Genomic DNA, 20,441 nt, shown 5'->3' on the forward strand with positions numbered 1-20,441 from the left:
CCGGTCCCTCCCCCGCGAGGCGACACCCGGTGGAAAGCCGTGTCAGCGCTTTTGACGCAGGATATTGCTCAATTCTTTGCGAATGTGCGTCAGAATACTCTGAGTCATGTGGACTACAGGCTTGAAGAAACTGCGCTGCCGTGTCGCCACGTGCAAAAAAAAGGGGGAGATTCTTCCTTACTTGAAGATGTCAAAGATCTGGTCGCTACCGGTGTCGGCAAGCCGCTTGCGCTCAGTCTGCTCTTCAACAAGCGCAAGCACCGGGAGTTCCATATCCACACCCGGGGTGTGGCCGAACATCTCCTGAAGGTCGACCTGCAGGGCGTGCATGAAGAGCGAGTTCGGGATATCCATCGCACAGTGCTCTTCACACTGGCCGCAGTTGATGCACGAGTCCGATATGTGGGCGTAACGGATCAGGTGGAACATGAACGGCGGCGGAACCTGACCGGGCTCGACCAGGTAGCCCTTCTTCGTGCTGCACTCGACGCAGTAACAGATCGGGCAGTTCTCGATGCAGGCGTAACACTTGATGCACCGGGAGGTGTCGTCCATGATCTTCTTCAGGCGTTCCTTGCCCTCGCCAAGCCCCTCGAAGTAGCGTGCCCGCCACTTGTCGCCGAGCTTCAGCATCGCGTTCTCGACCTTGCCGCGGATCTCGATCCCCTTCGGGTTCGCGGGCTCCTTAGCGACGGCTCCGGCCTTCACGGCGGCATCAAGCAGGTTTGCGCCCTTCTCGGAGCAGACTTCGATGAACGTGGCCTTGCCGGCCTTGTCACCGATGACACCCCAGTTCCCACAGGCGAGATCGGCCTGACGCGGGATCTTCATCTTGCACCGGCGGCAGTTCGACCGACGGCCGTATCCCTCATCCTCGAGCTCGTCCATCGAGATGCCCTTGTGCTGGCCGTCCTTCGTCACGATGATGAACTGGCCCTTGTCGATCTCCTCCTTGACGACATCGTCGGGGTCGACCTCGAACTTCTCGCGGATCATCTTCCGGGCCAGAACCGGACTGACCGAGCCGCCACAGTTGAGGCCGATCATCAGGACATTATCCAGGTTGATCTGGTTGCGCTTCGCAAGCTCATACAGCCCCATCGCGTCGCAGCCCTTCACCGTCACAGCGATCCGCATATTCGCGGCGCCGTCCAGATAAGTCTTGAAGAGCTTCGAGAGCAGGAGCGTCCCGCAGTGAAGTGATCCTGCCGTCTCCGCAATCTCGGCGGGGTCGGTGATGAGCACAGGCACAGCATCGTAGATGTCCTGCCCCTTCTTGACTGCAAGGACAGCATCCACCATGCCGGTCTTGAGCGCGTGCGTCAGCAGAGCGGTGACCGCTCCACCACACTCGCCCCTCTCCTGGCAGGCGGCATCGGATGCCCATGCGTAAACAGTGTCTCCTTTTGCTACCATTTTCAGGCCTCCGTAATCTTCTCAACCTTTACAGCACATGCCTTGAACTCCGGGATCTTCGCGATCGGATCGAGTGCGTTGTGGGTCAGTATATTTGCCGCGCACTCGACGAAGTGGAACGGCATGAACATGACACCGTTCTTGATGTCGGGAGTCACCTTTGCGGGGACGTCGATGGACCCGCGGCGGGTGCTCACGCGCACGATCTCCTTGTTCTGGATGCCGAGCGCCTTCGCATCCTCGGGGCTGATCTCGATCCAGCCGGTGGGAACCTCGGCATCGAGCGTCTCGGACCGGCGGGTCATGGACCCTGTGTGCCAGTGCCAGATGCAGCGTCCGGTTGTGAAGAGATAGGGGTACTCTTCGTCGGGCACCTCTGCAGGCGGTTTCCATTCGATTGCATGCATCACGCCCATTCCGTCGGGGTGTGAGCACTTGCCGATATGCAGGATAGGTGTCCCGGGGTGCTCTGTGGTGGGGCAGGGCCAGTGGAGCCCTTCGGGCCTGTTGAGCCGCTCGTAGTTCATGCCGTGGTAGGACGGGGTGACTGCGGCGATCTCGTTGAAGATCTCCTCGATGTCCTGGTAGGGGAACTGTTTCGCGTAGCCCATCTTTGCGGCGAGTTCGCTGATGATCTGCCAGTCTTCCTTCGCTTCACCTGGCGGGTCCTGGGCTTTGCGCCACATCTGAACACGCCGCTCGGTGCTGGTCTGGGTGCCGCCCCGTTCCGCATAGCAGGCGGCAGGCAGGACGACGTCGGCGAGTTCGGCGGTCTCGGTCAGGAAGATATCCTGCACGACCAGGAACTCCAGGCTCTCGAGGGCCTCCCTGACATGGTTGAGGTCCGGGTCGGAGAGCATCGGGTTCTCGCCCATGATGTACATGCACTTGAGTTCGCCGGGGTTGTCGGTCAGGACGTCCATCATGACGGTGACCTCGTAGCCGTTCTTCGGCTCGCAGATGCCGTCAGGGAAGCCCCATGCATCGGCGAACTTCTTGTGGGTGGCCGGGTCGGTGACCTTCTGGTAACCGGTGAAGACAACCGGGAGGGCTCCCATATCACAGGCACCCTGCACGTTGTTCTGGCCGCGGAGTGCGTTCACGCCGCCGCCGCGCCTGCCGATGTTTCCGGTCAGCATCTGAAGGTTTGCGGTCGACTTGACGTTGTCAACACCCACGGTGTGCTGGGTGATTCCCATCGAGTAGAGGAGTGCGCAGGATTCGGCGGTACCGATCCATTCGGCTGCAGTCTTGAGCTGCTCGGCCGGGATGCCGGAGATCTTCGAGACGTTCTCGGGGAGGTAATCATCCTTGAGCACGACCGCTTTGAGTTCCTCGTATCCCTTTGCACGGGTCGAAACCCATTCCTTGTCCTCCCATCCGTTCCTGATGATCTCTCCCATCAGGCAGTTCAGGATGGCCACGTCGGTGCCGGAGTAGAAGGACGCGTAGAGGTCCGCCTGCTTGGCGGTCGGCGTGTAGCGCGGGTCAAATACGATGAGTTTCCCGCCGTTCAGCTTTGCCTGCATGGCCTTGCGGCCGATCAGCGGGTGCTGCTCGAAGGTGTTGGACCCGATGATGAAGACGCACTTCGACTCGGCGATGTCGAGAATCGAGTTGGTCATCGCACCGGACCCGAACGATGCGGCAAGCCCCGCGACGGTGGATGCATGGCAGAGCCGGGCGCAGTGGTCGATGTGCCGTGACTTCATGACGCCGCGGGTGAACTTCATCAGCAGGTAGTTCTCCTCATTGGAGACCCTGGCCGATGCGAGCGCTGCGAACTCGTCGGGCTTGTATGACTTGAACTTTTGAGCGATCAGGTCGTAAGCCTCGTCCCAGGTCGCCTCAACAAACTTGCCGTCTTTCTTGATCAGCGGTTTTGTGAGACGATCCGGGCTGTTTACGAACTCATGAGCATAGGTACCCTTGGGGCATACCCTACCCTCGTTGACAGGTGAGCGGGTGTATGGTTGTGTGCCGACAACCTTTCCATCCTTCACCACGAGGTTGAAGCTGCATCCCGTACCACAGTACGGGCATGTTGTCTGTACATACTTGAGTTCCATGGTAAAACCTCGGATAATAGTAATATAGGTGCAGGGATATTTAACAGTAGTGGTTAACTCCGATATTTTTGATTAATATTGGTGGAGCAGAGGCAGACAAATGAGAATACCAGTGGATGTGCGCATACGATCCCTGGTGACCGGATCTCAACGCTTGATGACGCATCTTCTCTCTACTGGAGCATTTCCCTTATCAGTGGGTCCTGGTGCAGATCGCCACCTCACGCGAGGCGCGAAGGACGAGACAGAAAACGGAAAAACTTCGCGGTTTCGCGCGAGAGCGCGAGAGTTGATGAGATGCCACGTGAGACATTAGAAGTTATGCAGAATGCATCGTGACTCAATGTTTGTCAACTAAAAAGGGTTAACAAATCGCGTATACCAATCAAATGAGGTCGTCATTCCGGGCGAACTGCGTAACTCCTACATTAGATAAAATGCTCCACGACGGGCCGATATGCCGGAAGAGGTCAGCACCTCCCAGGACAGAGGAGTTATTGCCGGTGAAGGAGAAACATCCTTAGGAACACCTGCCCCCGGTATGGGGGCATGAAAGGGGATTTTCTGCAGAATGAAGAGAACAATACCCATATCCCCCATGCTCGCAGATCTGGTGGGAAACGCTCTGGCATCGATGGACGGCGTGAAGTTCACCGACCTCGATGCCTGTCCGTCGTGCGGTGGCCCGGTGGCCGGGCACGACCTGCGGGCAAAGCGATTTGCCGTCATACTCGAGCATGGAGAAGAGCGCACAATCAGGGTCTACGTGAAGCGTTTCTACTGCCAGAAGTGCGGCCGTCTCTGCTACGCGGATGCACCCTTCTATCAGGATACGCGCCTTGGTTCTCCCATCGTCGACCTCTGCCTCCTCCTGTCACATCAGATGCCATTCAACAGGGTGGCACAGTATCTCAAGGCGATGGGGATCGTCGTAGACCGCGGGACGATCCGAAACTACGCCTCCCGGGACTTCGGTGCGATACCGGCGGCTGAACTCTTCGGTCTCCCCCTACCGCTCTCCCTCTTAAACCTCTCCATCTCTGCAATCGGGCGTGAGTGCGGTCCCATCGTAGGGGCAGAAGCGCTCGCTGCCTGCGGTTTCCCACCCGCAGACAGGGCAGCGCCTCACGGCAGGAGGTCTTCCGAAGAGCGGGATCAGCGGTATGAATAGAAAGAGGAAAAAGAACGGGAAACCAAGCACCAGCGATACCCCCGTGAGAGTGACCGATGCCGCGAGCAGGATGAGGGTCAGTCGCAAGCGTGTTGCCGTAGCGCCACCTCCCTGACCGCATACGCGGGCAGTGCATCAGAGACTACGCCAAGCTCCCGGTTCAACGTCACGCCGTCCAGCTCCCGGGCAAAGAGGTCCGCTCCTACCCCTGCCGTGATCACCCGGTCGGCACCGCTCTGGAAGAGTGCGCGCCCTACCGCGCGGGTGATCAGCGTCCGCTGGGCCTGCCAGAACTGCCGGGCGATCTGGAGGGCTCCGTCTCCCCTTATCTCATCGATATCGGCACAGACAACACGGGCAAGCCTTCGGAGCGCCGCATCGGGAGTTTTTTCGCCGTTATCCGGGGCAGGGCAGGTGTAGTCTTCCGGGGTGATGTGGCCGAGTACGAGATGCGCGTCGGCGCTTGTAGCGAAGTACTCGGTGCTCACCGGGGTCACCGTCCCGTCCAGCGTGACCGACGAAAGAAGCGTCGCGACGTTCGTCCTGAGCATGCCGGTGTAGACAAGGTAGTGCTTCTGCAATCGCCTGGTATCAGTCAGCCCTTTGAGGCTCTCAAAGCGGTTGAGGGGGATAACGTCGGCGGTGGTGCTCCCGACATCGAGAAGAACCGCATCAGCGTACTCTTCCCTCAGGTAGTCGGCCGATGCCAGCCAGTTTGCTGCGGCAAGGTCCGGGACCGGCCGGGTGTGGAACGCCGCATCGGTGCCGTAGAAGGCCGCACCCGGGATGACCGCATGAACAGCATCGACAATCCACCGGATCCCTTCTATCTTACTCGCAAAGCAGTCTGCCAGTTCTCCACTCATCACCACGGCGGCAGGTCCCGCATAGGGTTCGAGAAGATCAGCGAGCGGCGCGCCCTGCCAGAGCGGGCAGTAGTGGATATGCACACCGGCGTCATCGACAACCTTGAGGTTCGCACCGCCGATATCGATACCGATCATACCCGGCTAATCCTCCCGTCTTTATCGAACCGGACCCTCCCTGAGAGGTGTACCTCTGCTGGCGCTTCTCCGTGCGACGCTGCTACCAGGATATCTGCGATCTCCTCCTCCTCCATGACCTCCGCAATCCCGACCAGGCTGGTCGTGGGTCTCGGGTTGACGTCCACCACGTAGATGCGGTCACCGGCGATGATGTCGATCCCGGCGTATCCCTGGCACCCGAGGACGTTCATCGCGCGGATGGCAGTGGAGACGATCTCCTCCTCACGGTCAGGATGGACGGGTGTCTCGCCCCCAAGATACCGGAAATTCCCGTCTCCGTCGACGACGATCTCCTGCCGGTTGATAGCGAGCAGAAGCGGTGGGTTGCCCGAGTAGTACTCGCAGACGTTGCCGGTCACCCGGCTCCCCACGAGGCTCACGCTCAGCGTCTCCCCCTCCAGGTAGGCCTGGGCGAACTCGCCGGCGCCCGGTTCCTCATCAGTCAGCCTGACTCCCTGTGCGCCGCAGCCCATGATCGGTTTGACGACCCGTCTTCCCTCTCCGGCGTCGGGAGGTACCGCTATCCCGTGCCGGGCGAGGATCGCTGCTGTCCGCTGTTTGTTTGCACAGACTGCTGCATTCATGCTTCCGCACCCGATGTTGTGGGTGAACTGCTCAAGGAGATGCGTATACCGGAAGATGAGATGATCCGGCGCAATAACCAGTCCCACGTCGCACCCGGGCGCAAGCCTCCGGATCTCGCCCTCGAAGTCGGGCTCCTCCGGCATCACGACATCGTAGCCACAGCGGGCAAAACTCCCGCTGATCGCGGCGAGCATGGCGGCACCCTCAGGTGCAAGTTCGGGATCATTGCATACGGAGTATTCGGCGAGAAAAGCCTTCATCGTAGTAGAGGTTGGCTGGCAAACACTTGACCCTGACGATCGGGCAAATGTTTGATGCGCAGGAACGCCCTATATAGGCACGAATGAAGCCGAAGATAATGCTCACCAACGATGATGGAATCACCTCCGCTGGACTCTGGGCGGCTTACGAGGCGCTTGAACCGATCGCCGACGTCACCGTGGTCGCGCCCGCCACCCAGCAGAGCGCGGTCGGGAGATCGATCTCCATCTTTGAGCCGATTCGTGCAACCCGGGTGACGATGAACGGGGTGCCGGCATACTCGGTCGGCGGGAAACCGACAGATGCCGTGATCATCGGGCTGTTTGCACTGCGCCTGAACCCGGACCTCGTAGTCAGCGGCATCAATATCGGCGAGAACCTCTCATACGAGTCCATCATGACCTCAGGCACCGTCGGGGCCGCGCTCGAAGCGTCCAACCAGGGGGTGCCGTCCCTCGCCTTCTCGCTGCAGGTTGAGGACCAGGGCGACAAGTTTGATGACCCGTCAGGGGTCACAGACCGATTTAGCGATGCGAAACGGGTGGTCCGGGAGGTCTGCGAGAAGATCCTCGCTAACGGGTTCCCGGAGAATGCTCACGTCATCAACGTAAACATCCCGACGCCGGTGCGCGGCGGCTATGAGATCACCCGCCTTGCCGAGAAACTCTTCTACACCGGCGTTGAGGAACGCTTCGACCCCCGCGGGCGCCCTTACTACTGGATCGACGGGCCCTTGCACGAGGATGCGGAAGAGGGGACCGATGTGCACGCGGTGCAGAAAGGCAATGTCTCGATCACGCCGATCACGCTCGACTGCACGGCGTTCCGCGCCAAGGACGACCTCAGGGGTATCTTCGACGGCATGGCTATCTGAATCGGAGGTGAAGAATACATATGGATAAAGCGCAGCAGGCAGCGTCAAAGCGGAATGCAGGCTACCACGCAGCCGGAATGGTCGAGGACGGGACGGTTATCGGCCTCGGTACCGGGTCGACCGTCTTCTTCGCGATGGAGCGGCTGGGTGAGCGGATCGCCGAAGATGGTCTATCTATCACCGGCGTCCCGACATCCTACCAGGCGGCCATCCGGGCGCACCAGTATGGCATCCCGCTCTCCAGCCTTGATGAGCATCCCGAACTCGATATAGCCATCGACGGAGCAGACCAGGCCGACCCGGATCTCCGCCTGATCAAAGGGCGGGGGGCAGCCCTCCTCCGTGAGAAGTGCGTCTGCGACGCTGCCCGGGAGGTGCTCATCGTCGTCGACCCGACGAAGATGGTAGAGACCTTAAACGCCCCTGTGCCGGTGGAGGTGCTCCCATTTGCCTCGGCGCCCGTCTCCCGGCGCCTCGCCGCACTCGGTGCCAGCCCGGTCCTCAGAGAGGGGGTGAAGAAAGACGGCCCGGTCGTCACCGACAACGGCAACTTCATTCTTGACTGTGACTTTGGAGCGATTATGGATCCTGAAAGCCTGGAAACAGCGATAGCTGCCATCCCCGGTGCGCTGGAATGCGGTCTATTTACCGCCTATAGAGAAAAGATAACGGTTATTGTTGGTGAGGGAAAGGGTTGTCGCGTCGTATCACTGCATTGATATACATTCCCGCATCTTCTGGATAAGGTCTAACTGGTGCCGGGCTTCTTTCCTCTTTTCCTTCTCGATCGTATCCATGATCTCTGTTATCGGGCGGGAGAGCGTGTAGATCTTCACCGGCCGTCCTTTGCTCTCCGACTTGCTCTCACGGGTATCCACCCAGTCGCACTCCCTGAGGTAGCGCATGGCGATACTGACTTCGGGCTGACGGAGATCGGTGCCCCGCTCGATATCGCGGGACGTCGCTTCATCTGTATTTGCAAGATATACGAGCACTTTTGAGACGTTTCTCTTGATGCCGATACCCATGAGAAGTTCGGCGAGTTCTTCATCGCGTGGCGTAAAATACCGTACTTTGTCTGACCTCATCCGTTCACCATCAGATAGTATCTATTGTTTTAAATCTGACTATAAAAATATTATTATTTCAATAGGATATTTGGCGATTATGATTGATTTGAGAGAATTGATGGAGTATCGCGTCGATGCGGTCAATTCTCTCTCCACCGTATCTGCAGATCCGGCGCTGGTGAGGCGAAATGAGCAGATATGCGGCGGGCCCGGGGTGCTGCTCCTGAGCATCGATAGGTACAGAGCGCGGACGGATCGGTGAACGAAGCGCCCCGGCACTGCTCATAGACCTGCTCAATCGGGTCAACGACCACCAGAAAAAGAGCATGGGGCGGTGCCCCGGTATATCGACCAATCCGGGGGCCCATTTCACGATTCTCATGTGGGGGCGCAGGCATGCCCGACTATGATAGGTATTGCCGGGGGAGATTCCCCGGCGGAGGTGTCTTTAGATAATCAGCCAGATTATAAGTTCTTTAAGGCGACGATGTCGGTCACACCGGTGAGTTTCCAGATATTTGAACGCTCCTCTGATGCTATCGCCTCGATCGGTTCTTCGGGCTTGTGACCGAGCGCGGCAAGGATGTTCTTTGAGAGGTTGTGCCTCTTGATCATATCCACGAACTTCTCCCTGATGATCTTCTTCTCGATCGCGTCCTCAAGCTGCACCAGGTAACCCTGCATTGTCACGAAGGTATAACAGGAAAGGTCGCTCGAATACTTCTCGATCTCTACGGAGACATACGGGTGCTGCCGGAAGAGTGCGTTCTTCCTGCCGTACTTGGTCGCCAGGAAGTAGAGAAACTTCCCGTCGAAGACGTAGATAAACGGGGCGATGTATGGGTATTTATTTCCCTGGAATGCAATACGGCTGATAAAACCCTCTTCGATGAGCTGGTCATACTCTGCTTTATCCATGTTCGGGATCTTCACGATCTCCATCAGATATCCCTCTTATCCCGATAACCCGTGCGAGTTCATATATGTTTCCACAGAAGGAGAACTCTCCTCTGAAGAAGGAAAATCATACCAGGCAATTCCTCTTTTAATTGTCGAAACGTCCGTGAAGCACGGCGAGAGGCCAGACTAGTGGACCGTTTCACCTTATGTTGCGGGTCCTGATGCGGGGCGAGCGATCGCCACCTCACGCGAAGACGCGAAGAACGCGAAGGGGACTCTGCCGCCCAGCAACCGAACTTCGCGGCTTCGCGCCCTTCGCGTGAGATGGTATTGCATGGACAATATTAGATGAAATGCTCCACTAGTACACCGATTCCGAATTATCAGACTCAGTTGACCCCCCGTTCGGGTTCAGGTGCTCATCCCCACCCCGGTGGGGTAAATTTCCCCGGGCTCTCCCCCGGCAGTGGACCGGGATGGACATCGCCGCGGGGATGGGGGGCAGTGCGCGATAATATCCGGGGGAGGAGCCGTTCCCGGGCATGCCTCCGGAGAAGGGATGACGGGGTTGCCATGACAGACATGAGGCGTGGCCTCTGGTCGAACCAGGGGGACGGTCCTCCCCCTACCGGGACTTGATTTCCAATTTAAGGCTACTCCCAGGACGCTGCTTGCATTCTCCCGTTGGTTCTTGACGCCTGCCTCCAGTTCAGTACCCCGGCCTCCCGGTGCACCGGTCCATGGACGGCGGATTTCGATTGATACCGGAAACAGTTTTGCCACAGAGACCCTTTTTTCCAACGGACAATATAATAATATTAATATTCTAGACTTGCTAAAAAATGCGCATGAGCAAGCACCACGCAAACGCTCTTATTGCTCTCGGAATCGCCATTTGCGCGGGATTCCTCATCTCCACGCCGGCCGTTGCCGATCCCGGTCACGGGCTTGCAGCACTGGAGTCAGGGGAACATTTACAGCTCTCACCCGGCGATCTGCTGACGGCAGAGAACGGAACGGAGCCATCCGGCGTCCCGGAACCTCCTGGCGGGGAGGAGACCACCGACCTGCCCCCCGGCGCCGATGAGGAACTGGTGATGCCTGCCAACCAGAACAGCAGCAACGAAACATCAGCCTTGCCGGTCCCCCCTGATGATGCTCCTCCCGAATGGGCCGGACGCTATGACGATGAACGGTTGACGGGTTTGATCAACACCGCCGGGATCAGCCTGATGAAACTCTCGATGGAGCACGCCCATGCCCTCTACATGCAGGACGCAGATGCAGCCTCTGTTGCGGCGGACGACCTGCATGCGCTCTCCACCCGGCTGCTTGGTGAGGTGCAATCGTTCCAGGTATCTCCCGGACAGCAGCCCACAAAAGACGAGTTCATCAGGTCGCTTGCGGCCTACTCCGCGGCCAGCCGGGAACTCCTCGACACCCCAGAATCCGCGCCGACGGCTTTCAGGGAACTCGTCGAGGCATCGGAAGGGCTTGAAGCGGTCAGCCAGCAGACCAGTGCGTCCATGAGGGGGAGCGCCACTGCCACCACCCTGGCAGCAGCACCCGCCGTTCAGGCCGGAGCCATGCCGGTGCAGGTCATGCCGTCCCCGGCGATACTGTCTCTCCAGGAACGCCACACCTATGACGACCCGTCAGGCGAGAACATGGTCTCGCTGCTCGCGGAGTCTACCAGGACCGCAACGGCGTACCAGGAGGCTCCCGTCAATGCATCAGCAATGAAAGTTGAGGCAGGCGAAGGGCGTATGTTCCTCCTCGCCGTCGTCAAGTCGACGAACCTTGGGCACAAGGGCAACTCCGATCTCTACTCCATCGAGACACCGGGGCGGAGCGCGTTCACACTTGAATACCAGGGGACAACGTTTGCGCCCCTCGATGTCCCGGCCTTCACCTCACTCGGGGAGTCGTTCGACCAGAAGACACTGGAGCGGTACGAGTCGCTGAAAGGCTACCTCTACTTCGATGTTCCCGCCTCCCTGAACGTCTCTGGAGCGACCTTGAGGGCCGATCTCGGGTATGCCGGCACCCCGGCATGGAACCTTGGGAAAATAGCCGGAGAAGAGGCCGGAGAACCTGGTGCGGCATAACCCCGCACCCGTTTTACCATGAAACCCACATGAGGCTCCACCTCAGGGTACAGTACTTCGCTAATTCTGGCACCCAGCAATGATCGATGTGGCTCGCGCGACGCTAAAAAGAGGATTTGGTAGCACCCGGACCCGGACTTCGCGTGAGGTAACGTACAAGCGTAACAAAAAAAGCCTCACGCGAAAGGCGCGAAGCCGCGAAGGGATGTCGGTGGTTTGACCTCCGGTTGGCTTCCTCAAAAATTTTAGCGAAGTACTGGGGTAGTGGACAACTCCACCTTACCATGTGGGTCCTGGTGCAGATCGCCACCTCACGCGAAGCCACGAAGGACGCGAAGGGTTCTGGTCGGGGGGAGATACACGGACTTCACGCGAGAGCGCGAGAGACCGGCGAACACTCCAACGCCCCCTCAAGTTAAGGTGAAATGACCCGCTATTCTCCTTCCACAGGTCAGAGGGAGAGCAGTTCCACATCCCTGGCCACCGTATCCAGCACGGCGATGGTCGGCCGGCCGGTCAGGTAACCACAGGTCTCCCCGGGGTTGACAACCAGCGTTCCCCCGAGTTTCCTGACCCCCACCTGGTGAGTATGACCGTGGACCACGACATCGAATGCCTTGCGTCCGATGAGCGCCTGCAGAAGTTCACGGTCATCACCGTGGAGGAGGGCTATTGTCATGCCGCCCATGGTGACGGCGGCAAAAGCACCTCGCAGGCTGAGGTGGTCATGCTCGGCAAACCGCGCTGTCAGGAGGTGATGGTCGCCGTCGTTGTTCCCGAGAACACCGATCAGGGGGGACCTCAGGTTCGCCAGCCGGGGGATGACGAACGGTGAGATGTAGTCCCCGGCATGGAGTACCAGATCCACCCGTTCCCTGTTCAGCTGCCCTACGGCCGCATCCACCATCTCAAGGTAGTCATGTGTGTCGGAGAGTATCCCGATGCGCATGTATGCACTCCTGACCGCTGTTACGATAATAGCTATGCATCATCCCGGCGCCACCGTGAGGCGGACGTCCCTCCCCCGGGCTCCGGATATGCGCCTTTAACCATAATACTACCCCAAACCCGGGGCATCCTTGCAATCTCCGGTTCTTTTCACCGGAAGGTCTTTATCAGGCTATTATCTGATACTGGATTATGGGCATGCTCCCAGGATGGGTCGGACCCCTGGATTTGGTGCACGGGGAGCCCTGAAAAAATGAATTCATGGAGCTACAGCATGTGGGCGTATGTCAAACACCCTGACGGCAGCACAGAAGAGCGGGAATTTCCTGCAGGGATATATGTCGAGATCGGCGATATCCTCGAGGATGGCGCGGTAGTCATCGATGTCCCGTACCCCGATGATTACGATGACGACATGGATTCTCTGGCGATCTACGACGACTGAACCGGGCCAGCGGTTTTGTTGAGGGGAGAGGGGCGGCGGGTTCAAGGCTGGTCCTGCAGAGGCGGCCAATCTCTTCACCGCCGCACCGACATTACTTCCGGAACCGGCCTGCAACCCGACGCATCGGCTGGACGTTTGCCCCCTCCATCTCGCCGAGGGCGAACGCGAACCTCGCCCTGATGCTCGGCGGGAGATCGCTCTCCGGTATCGATACAAACCCGTATGTCCCGTAGAAGTCGACGAGGTTCCGAACCGAGTGCATGTACAGGGTATCGTGCTGGCATGCCTCAACGAGTGCATCCATGGCTTTCCGGGCGTATCCTCTCCCCCGGAACCTGACCGGGGTGAAGACACCGTCCACCTCGTAGCCGTCCGGGTGCCGTCGGCACCGGGCGACCGAGACAAGGGTTTCGTCCGCAAAGACCCCGAATATCCGGTCTGTCTCCGGATCTGCTTTTAACTGGTGATAGTCGGTCCATACCTCCTCTGCAAGCGCGAACTCCTCTCTCCGGAGCTCCCGGGTTGTTATCTGCAGGTGAATTGGGACTGCCAGCACCAGCACCGGCGGCTTTACGCACCCCACAACACCTGCGGTGACGCTGCCAAGCGGGGCGCTCCCGGGGGCATCACGCTTCCCGATACGCGGGATGATGACCGCAGTGGCGCTGATCTCATCTGCTACCGCACAGATGATGCGCGCCGGGCTTCCGGTCCTGACTATGCCACGAATCTCCCGACCAGCGGGCGAGAGGGCACTCTTGAGGGCAGCGAGCCGATCCGCTGCCTCCTGCTCTGTGCCGCCACGTCCGGGTTCGAGAACGTGCAGGAGCACCGCCGTCCCGCCAGCGGCAGGCTCTTCCAGGATCGAGCGCACCTCCGGCGCCGGCACTGCGAGATCGGTCGGCACCAGCAGCCGCGCAAAGAGCGGTCCGCTGCCACCTCCTGACCGCGGGACGACCAGGACATGTATCCTGGCATCGCGGAGTACGGTGGCCGCAACATTCCCGGAGAAGAGGTTCCGGAGCAACCCCTGATCCCGGACGCCCATCGCGATCAGGTCGGCGCCTGCCCTGGATGCTGCGCTGAGTATCCTCTCAGGAACAGGCGTCCCGTCGTCCTCCGCGACCACCACCTCCACGGCGATACCCTGCCGCCGCACCTGATCCTCCATTCGGCGGAGCGGCTCATCAGTGGGCAGGGGCCCGGCCGAGACCCGGGCGTGGAAGAGAACGACCTCGCGGACACCCGGAACCTCACCTATCCGCTCCGCCGCAACGGCAGAGGCCGGAGAGAGGTCTGTCGGGATAAGCACCTTTGTAAACATAAACTTCGCCTCAGATGAGCCGGTATCCATCCGGCGGCACGTGTATCTCGAACCTCGCCCCCTCGCCCGGCCTCCCGGTCTCTTGGATCGTCATACCGGTGATAGAGAGGATCTCCCGGACGAGGAAGAGCCCGAGTCCGCCCCCGCCGTCAACGCGGTACTCAAAGATCTTCTCCTTCTCCGCTTCGGGGACGCCCACACCGTCGTCTTCAACGTAGATAACGAGCCCATCGTCCCGGAGCTGGTAGGTGATAACGACCTCTGATACGGTCTCCCCGTGGCGGGCTGAGTTCTCAATCAGGTTAACGTAGACCCGGTCGAGCATCGGATCAGCAAAGACTTCAAGCCGCTCAACCCAGGAACGGACCGAGACCCCGGGCAGCAGCAGGCACGACATCACTTCCCGGATCACCTCCTGCAGGGGCTGCCATCCCGGCGGCCGGAGACCGAGGTCCTGGTAGTCACGGGTGATCTCCGCACGGCGCTGCACGAACCGGGCATCCTCTTCCAGGCTCTCCAGATACCGGCGGACGGCAGGGTCGTCAAACTCGCCCATCCCCTCGCTGATCCTCCGGAGGAGTCCCGATACCGCCGACATAAGGTCATTTCTGGTGAGGCGCCCCATTATATTCAGTTTGGTGTTGGCCTGGCGGAGCGCATCTTCGGCACTCTTCCGGGCGGTGATATCGACGAGCGTGAGGATGATCCGCCCGTCCGGGAGCCGGCCGCCTGATACGATAACCTGGACAGCAACCCCGTCCGGACGGCGGAGGGCCGCTTCGTAGCCGTAGACGGCCTTATCAGGGCGGACTTTCACCTGAAAATCTCTCCACGCCCCCGGGTCGTCGAGGAATCGGGTGATGGGCTCGCCGATCAGGTCTTTTGTCGTGGAGCCAAGGAGGGCGGCACCCACGTAGTTGACCTCCTCGATGCGGGGACCGGCATTCTCCGGTGCAACGATGAATGTCCCTGCCTCCGAGTTATCGAAGACCCCGCGGTAGCGCTGCTCCTGCTCCCGCAGTCTCAGGGAGAGAAGCGAGACTACAGCGCCGATGGCAACGAAGACCACGGCCCGCGCAAGCGCTGCGACGGCCAGCCCTGCGTCTCCCCCGGCGAAGGGCAGGGTCATCGCCAGGTAGCCGAGGCTCAGGGCGAGCGAGGAGGCGGTACCACGGCGGGGGAACCAGTAGGCGACAAGCACGATCGGCAGGTAGAAGAGGTGCGGGAGGACACTGGTGACGCCGAAGAAAAGCCCGGCAGCGTTTGCGGCGAAGGCGACGATGACCGATGCCGCAACCAGGAGGAGCCGGGTATTCCCGCCTGCAGACCGGCGTTTCCCGGGCATCAGGCTGACTCCCCCTTATTGTGAATACGGGACGTAAACGGCCTCCTGCACGGGGCGGAGGGTGCTGAACTATGGTGCGCTCTCTGCATAGTCTCTAATGGCGCTTTAGCCTCCGGCCCTTAAAAGGGATCTGATCTGAAGTGCCTTACAGGGTGTCGCAGCTCTCTTTCTCCTGCAAGCAGGGCCGTGCAAAGGCATATGCCATCGGTTCCGCCAATAGTGATCAGGACAGATGAAGATCGCACTCCTCCAGGTGAACACAGTCGTCGGAGACCTTACCGGCAATGCCGACCTGATAGCAGCAGGTGTCGAGGAGGCAGCACACTCCCGGCCGGACCTGATCGTGACCCCGGAGCTCTCCCTGACCGGGTGCCCGCCCCGGGACCTGCTCCTCGGGAGAGGGTTTGTGGAGCGGAGCCTCGAGGTCATGGAAGACCTGGCCGCCGACCTTGAGGATGCGCCGCCGGTCATCGTCGGTTTTGCCGCGCAGGACCGCGCCGGCCCCGGTCGACCGCTCCTCAACGCCGCAGCCCTCCTCAGGGATGGGGCTGTCCGGGAGACGTTCGGAAAGACCCATCTCTCCCCCTCCGGCGCACTCGATGAAGGGCATTACTTTGAGCCGGCGGCCGGGGCTCCCCGGGTCCTCCTCCTCGCCGGGAGGAGGGTGGGAGTCTCTATCGGGGAGGAGATCTGGTGCGGCGGACGGTCTGCCGGGGAACTGGTCAGTGCCGGCGCTGAGGTTATCGTGAACATCGCCGCATCACCGTTTGCTGTCGGAAGGCAGGGTCTGCGCGAGGAGGCGCTCGCCTGCACCGCAAGGGACCACCGGGTCGTGATCGCCGTAGCGAACCTCGTCGGCGGGAACGACGACCTGGTCTTTGATGGGCGGAGTTCGGTCTTCAGCGCCGACGGGACGCTCATCGCTCGGGGGGCGGCCTTCGCTGAAGATATCGTGACTGTTGATCTCGACCGCCCCGGCCCACAGGCGGTCGCTCCCGACGATCTCGCACCAGAATCCGAGATCTGGCAGGCGCTGGTGCTCGGCACCCGCGATTACGTCCGGAAATCTGGTTTTGAGACAGCCCTCCTCGGCCTCTCCGGCGGGATCGACTCATCGCTTGTGGCCGCGGTCGCTGCCCGGGCACTGGGGCCGGAGAACGTCCTCGGGGTGCTCCTCCCCTCGCCCTACACCTCGCCGGAGAGCATCGAGGATGCCCGGGAGGTTGCAGAGAACCTCGGCATCCGGACGTGCTGTCTCCCGATCGCCCCGGCGATGGAGGCGTTCGACGGAATCCTCGCGGAGGTCTTCGCCGGGCTTCCCCGGGACACAACCGAGGAGAACCTGCAGGCCCGGATCCGGGCGGTAGTCCTGATGGCCCTTGCCAACAAGTTCGACTCCATGCTGCTCTCCACCGGGAACAAATCAGAGGCCGCGGTTGGCTACTCGACCCTCTATGGGGATATGGCGGGGGGTCTTGCGGTGATCGGCGACGTCTCGAAAGGGATGGTCTACCGGATCAGCCGGTGGTTGAACAGGGAGCGTCCGGTCATCCCCGATCGGGTGCTGGAAAAACCCCCCTCTGCCGAGCTCCGCCCCGGCCAGACCGACCAGGAGGTCCTCCCCCCCTATGACCTTCTCGACGCCATCCTCCATCGCCACATCGACTGTTTCGAGTCTCCAGGTGATATCATCGCCGCCGGGTATCCCGCGGAGACCGTCCACCGGGTCCTCAGGATGGTCAGGCTGGCCGAGTTCAAGCGCCGGCAGGCCGCGCCCGGGATCAGGGTGACCGGCCGGGCCTTCGGCGCCGACTGGCGGATGACGATCACCGCACGGCCGTGGTGGCAGGAGGATGTCTGCCGATGAGACCGAAACCCCTCACCGGCGACCTGCTCACGATCTACGACGCCCTGCACGCTTCGTTCGGCCACCAGCACTGGTGGCCTGCAAAGACCCCCTTCGAGACGATGGTCGGCGCTATCCTCACCCAGAACGTCTCCTGGACAAACGCGGCGCAGGCCATCGCGAACCTGGAAGCCGCCGGGATGCTCGACCCCGACCTGCTCGCCGCGGCCGACACCGGTGATATCGCCCGACTGATCATCCCGTCCCGGTTCTATAACCAGAAGGCGGAGCGGATCCAGGAGTTCGCCGGGATCTACGTCGCTGAGTTTCAGGCTGACCCGGCGGTGATGGCTGCCGTGGAGACAGGCGCACTCCGTGAGCGCCTGCTCGCGGTCAGGGGCTTTGGGAAGGAGACCGTGGATACCATCCTGCTTTACGCCTGTAGAAAGCCGGTCTTCGTCGTCGATGCCTACACCAGACGGATATTCTCGCGCTACGGCCTCCTGCCGGAGAAGGTCTCCTACGACCGGACGCAGCGCCTCTTCTCCGATCATCTGCTCCCGGACGTGAAGCTCTTCAACGACTATCACGCCCAGATTGTCAGGCTTGGAAAGACTGCGTGCAGGAAGTCACCGCTCTGCGACCGCTGTCCCATCCGTATAGTACGCGGTTCGCTCCGGTGCGCCGCTGCAGACCTGATGTCACGCTACGATCCGTAACCCTTATACCAGTTCGCGCCCCCTGCACGCAAGACAGCGCGGCAGGTCCCTGCCCCGGCGAGGCAATGGCCGTACCTGGGAGCGTGACGAACTGACCGCCTGGAGACTCAAATTGTGCGAAACGGGGTGATTTTCGCACGAACGCCGGGCAACCCCTCTCCGGGTGCACATGCCCTGACCTGCCCCCTGGAGGCATGCCTTTCACGCCGGATCCACCCATTCAACCAGAATGTTGATATAGGATCTACATTATTAATAATGTAGAATAGGGGTAATCGGATGACTGAAAATTTCAGTGTCAAACTCGAGGAGGCGAAGTACTACACTCCCGAGGTCAGGTGCAGGGAACAGTCCTGGATGGGCAACTACACCAAGACCTACCAGGCGTTCCTGGCAGACCCCGATGGGTTCTGGGACAACGTCGCCAGAGAGCTTGAGTGGTTCCAGCCCTGGGACCGTGTGAAGGAGTGGGACTACCCATACGCCAGGTGGTTCCTGAACGGGAAACTCAACATCACCCACAACTGCCTGGACCGCCACGCTCACAACCAGCGACGCAACAAGGTCGCGCTCATGTGGCGGGGAGAGACCGAGAGCGAGGAGCGGATCTACACCTACCGCCAGCTCTTCCAGGCGGTCTGCCGATTCGCGAACGGCCTCAAAAGCCTTGGCGTCGGGAAGGGCGACCGGGTCTGCATCTACATGCCGGTGGTGCCCGAACAGGTCATCGCGATGCTGGCCTGTGCCCGGATCGGGGCCATCCATTCGGTCGTCTTCGGGGGATTCGGCGCCAATGCACTCAACCAGCGGATCCGGGGCACCAACGCGAAGGTGGTCATCACCGCCGACGTCACCTACCGGCGCGGCAGGGCGATCCCGCTCAAAAACATCGTCGAGGAGGCAGTCGTCAATGCGCCGAGCGTGGAGCGGATTGTCGTTCTGCGGCGCGATACCGATATACCCGTGGAGCTCCACCCCGAGATGGAGGTCGACTACTATGATCTGGTAGACGGCAAGAGCCGTGAATGCCCTGCTGAACCAATGGATGCCGAGGATCCGCTCTTCATCCTCTACACGAGCGGCACCACCGGAGCACCAAAGGGCATCGTGCATGCCTGCGGCGGGTATACGGTCGGGACCTACTACACGACAAAGCACGTCTTCGACATCAGGGACGATGATGTCTACTGGTGCACCGCCGACCCCGGCTGGATCACCGGCCACAGTTACGGCGTCTACGGCCCACTCCTGAACGGCGCCACCTGTTTCATCGCGGAGGCAACCCCCGATCACCCGACGCCGGGTACCTGGTGGGACCTCATCGAGGAGTACGGTGTCACCATCTTCTACACCGCCCCAACCGCCATCCGGATGTTCATGCGGGTGGGCGAGGAGTGGCCGAACCGCTATAACCTCTCGTCGCTCCGTATCCTCGGGTCAGTCGGCGAACCGCTCAACCCTGAGGCATTCGAGTGGTTCTACCGCACTATCGGAAAGGACAGGTGCCCGATCGTGGATACCTGGTGGCAGACCGAGACCGGGATGCACATGCTGACCACGATGATCGGCGAGCCCATGCGCCCGGGATTCGTGGGAAGGCCGATCCCGGGTGTCGTCGCGGACGTCGTCAACCGGGAGGGTAACCCGGTCCCGCCCGGTACCGGCGGCCTCCTGGTCATCAAGGAGCCCTGGCCATCGATGATGCGGACGGTCTGGGGAGATGATGAACGCTACCGTAAGTACTGGGAGACCATCCCGGGGTGCTACACCGCTGCTGATCTCGCGGTGAAGGACGAAGACGGTTACATCATGGTCATCGGGCGTGCCGACGACCTGATCGTCGTCGCCGGGCACAACATCGGCACCGCGGAAGTCGAGAGCGCGCTCGTCTCCCATGAGGCGGTGGCTGAGGCGGCCGTCATCGGGAAACCAGACGCCCTGAAGGGCAACACTATCAAGGCCTTCGTCATCCTCAGGAACGGCCAACAGCCCGGGGAGAAACTGAAGAAAGACCTCATCTACCATGTCCGGATGACACTCGGGCCCATCGCCATGCCGTCCGAGATCGATTTCGTCAGTTCGCTCCCCAAAACCCGGAGCGGCAAGATCATGAGACGGGTCTTAAAAGCGCAGGAAATGGGCGTGGACCCCGGGGACATCTCGACCCTGGAGGAGTGAACGACCCGGCTGTCATCCCGAGCACATCCCAAAAGTACCTTGCGACCGCATATCCACATGGTTCAGAGCATTCTGACGCGCGTTCGCAAAGAAGTAAGCAATATCCAGCATCAAAAGTGCTGACACGGCTTGCCAC

General features: G+C 60.5%; 19 protein-coding genes. 10 read left to right on the forward strand and 9 right to left on the reverse strand.

What is annotated here, in order from left to right; translation table 11 throughout:
* Positions 1–177 precede the first annotated feature (177 nt).
* Complete coding sequence (locus BP858_RS00845; RefSeq protein ID WP_074175480.1) at positions 178–1,416, reverse strand: Coenzyme F420 hydrogenase/dehydrogenase, beta subunit C-terminal domain; 1,239 nt, start codon at positions 1,414–1,416, stop codon at positions 178–180.
* 2 nt (positions 1,417–1,418) lie between these two features.
* Positions 1,419–3,485 (reverse strand): formate dehydrogenase subunit alpha, encoded by a 2,067-nt coding sequence (gene fdhF / locus BP858_RS00850; protein WP_286878593.1) that lies wholly within the window; start codon positions 3,483–3,485, stop codon positions 1,419–1,421.
* A gap of 598 nt (positions 3,486–4,083) precedes the next feature.
* Here fdhF and BP858_RS00855 point away from each other — a divergent pair.
* On the forward strand, positions 4,084–4,656 hold the full coding sequence (locus BP858_RS00855; protein ID WP_238320561.1) for a hypothetical protein: 573 nt from the start codon (positions 4,084–4,086) through the stop codon (positions 4,654–4,656).
* Between the two features lie 77 nt (positions 4,657–4,733).
* Here BP858_RS00855 and BP858_RS00860 read toward each other — a convergent pair whose 3' ends face one another.
* Both BP858_RS00860 and BP858_RS00865 read right to left on the reverse strand, forming a co-directional pair.
* Positions 4,734–5,660 carry a hydantoinase/oxoprolinase family protein gene (locus BP858_RS00860; RefSeq protein WP_074175482.1) on the reverse strand — a complete coding sequence of 309 codons (927 nt, stop codon included), beginning with the start codon at positions 5,658–5,660 and terminating at the stop codon, positions 4,734–4,736.
* The gene (locus tag BP858_RS00865) at positions 5,657–6,547 is read right to left on the reverse strand and encodes an ATP-grasp domain-containing protein (RefSeq protein WP_074175483.1); all 891 of its coding nucleotides are present in this window, start codon (positions 6,545–6,547) and stop codon (positions 5,657–5,659) included. The genes BP858_RS00860 and BP858_RS00865 overlap by 4 nt, the downstream gene beginning before the upstream one ends.
* An 83-nt stretch (positions 6,548–6,630) precedes the next feature.
* Here BP858_RS00865 and surE point away from each other — a divergent pair, with 83 nt between their 5' ends.
* The gene (surE, locus tag BP858_RS00870; protein ID WP_214166677.1) at positions 6,631–7,422 is read left to right on the forward strand and encodes a 5'/3'-nucleotidase SurE; all 792 of its coding nucleotides are present in this window, start codon (positions 6,631–6,633) and stop codon (positions 7,420–7,422) included.
* A gap of 20 nt (positions 7,423–7,442) precedes the next feature.
* A complete protein-coding gene (gene rpiA / locus BP858_RS00875; RefSeq protein WP_074175485.1) occupies positions 7,443–8,141 on the forward strand; it encodes a ribose-5-phosphate isomerase RpiA in 699 nt (232 codons plus the stop codon).
* Here the strand turns inward: rpiA and BP858_RS00880 are convergent.
* Complete coding sequence (locus tag BP858_RS00880) at positions 8,130–8,510, reverse strand: hypothetical protein (RefSeq protein WP_014867220.1); 381 nt, start codon at positions 8,508–8,510, stop codon at positions 8,130–8,132. The two genes, rpiA and BP858_RS00880, sit on opposite strands and share 12 nt — an antisense overlap.
* Positions 8,511–8,589: 79 nt before the next feature.
* On the opposite strand from BP858_RS00880, the gene BP858_RS00885 reads away from it, so the two are divergent.
* Positions 8,590–8,754: a hypothetical protein gene (locus BP858_RS00885; protein ID WP_214166676.1), complete on the forward strand. Its 165-nt coding sequence runs from the start codon at positions 8,590–8,592 to the stop codon at positions 8,752–8,754.
* A 203-nt stretch (positions 8,755–8,957) separates the two neighbouring features.
* Here BP858_RS00885 and BP858_RS00890 read toward each other — a convergent pair whose 3' ends face one another.
* Positions 8,958–9,434 (reverse strand): pyridoxamine 5'-phosphate oxidase family protein, encoded by a 477-nt coding sequence (locus tag BP858_RS00890; protein ID WP_014867219.1) that lies wholly within the window; start codon positions 9,432–9,434, stop codon positions 8,958–8,960.
* Between BP858_RS00890 and BP858_RS00895 the strand changes: the two genes are divergently transcribed.
* On the forward strand, positions 9,409–9,582 hold the full coding sequence (locus BP858_RS00895; protein ID WP_179965905.1) for a hypothetical protein: 174 nt from the start codon (positions 9,409–9,411) through the stop codon (positions 9,580–9,582). The genes BP858_RS00890 and BP858_RS00895 overlap by 26 nt on opposite strands.
* Positions 9,583–10,240: 658 nt before the next feature.
* Complete coding sequence (locus tag BP858_RS00900; protein WP_250317268.1) at positions 10,241–11,500, forward strand: hypothetical protein; 1,260 nt, start codon at positions 10,241–10,243, stop codon at positions 11,498–11,500.
* 451 nt (positions 11,501–11,951) lie between these two features.
* Here the strand turns inward: BP858_RS00900 and BP858_RS00905 are convergent, their stop codons facing one another.
* Positions 11,952–12,449: a metallophosphoesterase gene (locus tag BP858_RS00905; RefSeq protein WP_074175487.1), complete on the reverse strand. Its 498-nt coding sequence runs from the start codon at positions 12,447–12,449 to the stop codon at positions 11,952–11,954.
* Between the two features lie 252 nt (positions 12,450–12,701).
* Here BP858_RS00905 and BP858_RS00910 point away from each other — a divergent pair, with 252 nt between their 5' ends.
* Positions 12,702–12,893 (forward strand): hypothetical protein, encoded by a 192-nt coding sequence (locus tag BP858_RS00910; RefSeq protein ID WP_286878595.1) that lies wholly within the window; start codon positions 12,702–12,704, stop codon positions 12,891–12,893.
* Between the two features lie 91 nt (positions 12,894–12,984).
* On the opposite strand, the gene BP858_RS00915 is transcribed toward BP858_RS00910, so the two are convergent.
* Together BP858_RS00915 and BP858_RS00920 are read right to left on the reverse strand one after the other, a co-directional pair.
* Entirely contained in the window at positions 12,985–14,217 is a 1,233-nt protein-coding gene (locus tag BP858_RS00915; RefSeq protein ID WP_250317267.1) for a GNAT family N-acetyltransferase, read from the reverse strand.
* A gap of 10 nt (positions 14,218–14,227) precedes the next feature.
* Positions 14,228–15,562 carry an ATP-binding protein gene (locus BP858_RS00920; protein WP_214166675.1) on the reverse strand — a complete coding sequence of 445 codons (1,335 nt, stop codon included), beginning with the start codon at positions 15,560–15,562 and terminating at the stop codon, positions 14,228–14,230.
* Between the two features lie 232 nt (positions 15,563–15,794).
* Here BP858_RS00920 and BP858_RS00925 point away from each other — a divergent pair, with 232 nt between their 5' ends.
* The 3 genes from BP858_RS00925 to acs all read left to right on the forward strand — a co-directional run bounded on the left by BP858_RS00925 (position 15,795) and on the right by acs (position 20,305).
* Positions 15,795–17,429: an NAD+ synthase gene (locus BP858_RS00925; protein ID WP_214166674.1), complete on the forward strand. Its 1,635-nt coding sequence runs from the start codon at positions 15,795–15,797 to the stop codon at positions 17,427–17,429.
* Complete coding sequence (locus tag BP858_RS00930) at positions 17,426–18,127, forward strand: endonuclease III domain-containing protein (protein ID WP_286878596.1); 702 nt, start codon at positions 17,426–17,428, stop codon at positions 18,125–18,127. Before BP858_RS00925 ends, BP858_RS00930 begins: the two co-directional genes overlap by 4 nt.
* Positions 18,128–18,406: 279 nt before the next feature.
* Entirely contained in the window at positions 18,407–20,305 is a 1,899-nt protein-coding gene (gene acs, locus BP858_RS00935; RefSeq protein WP_281767997.1) for an acetate--CoA ligase, read from the forward strand.
* Positions 20,306–20,441 lie beyond the last annotated feature (136 nt).

This window comes from Methanoculleus sp. UBA413, assembly GCF_002502935.1.
GTDB lineage: Archaea > Halobacteriota > Methanomicrobia > Methanomicrobiales > Methanoculleaceae > Methanoculleus > Methanoculleus bourgensis.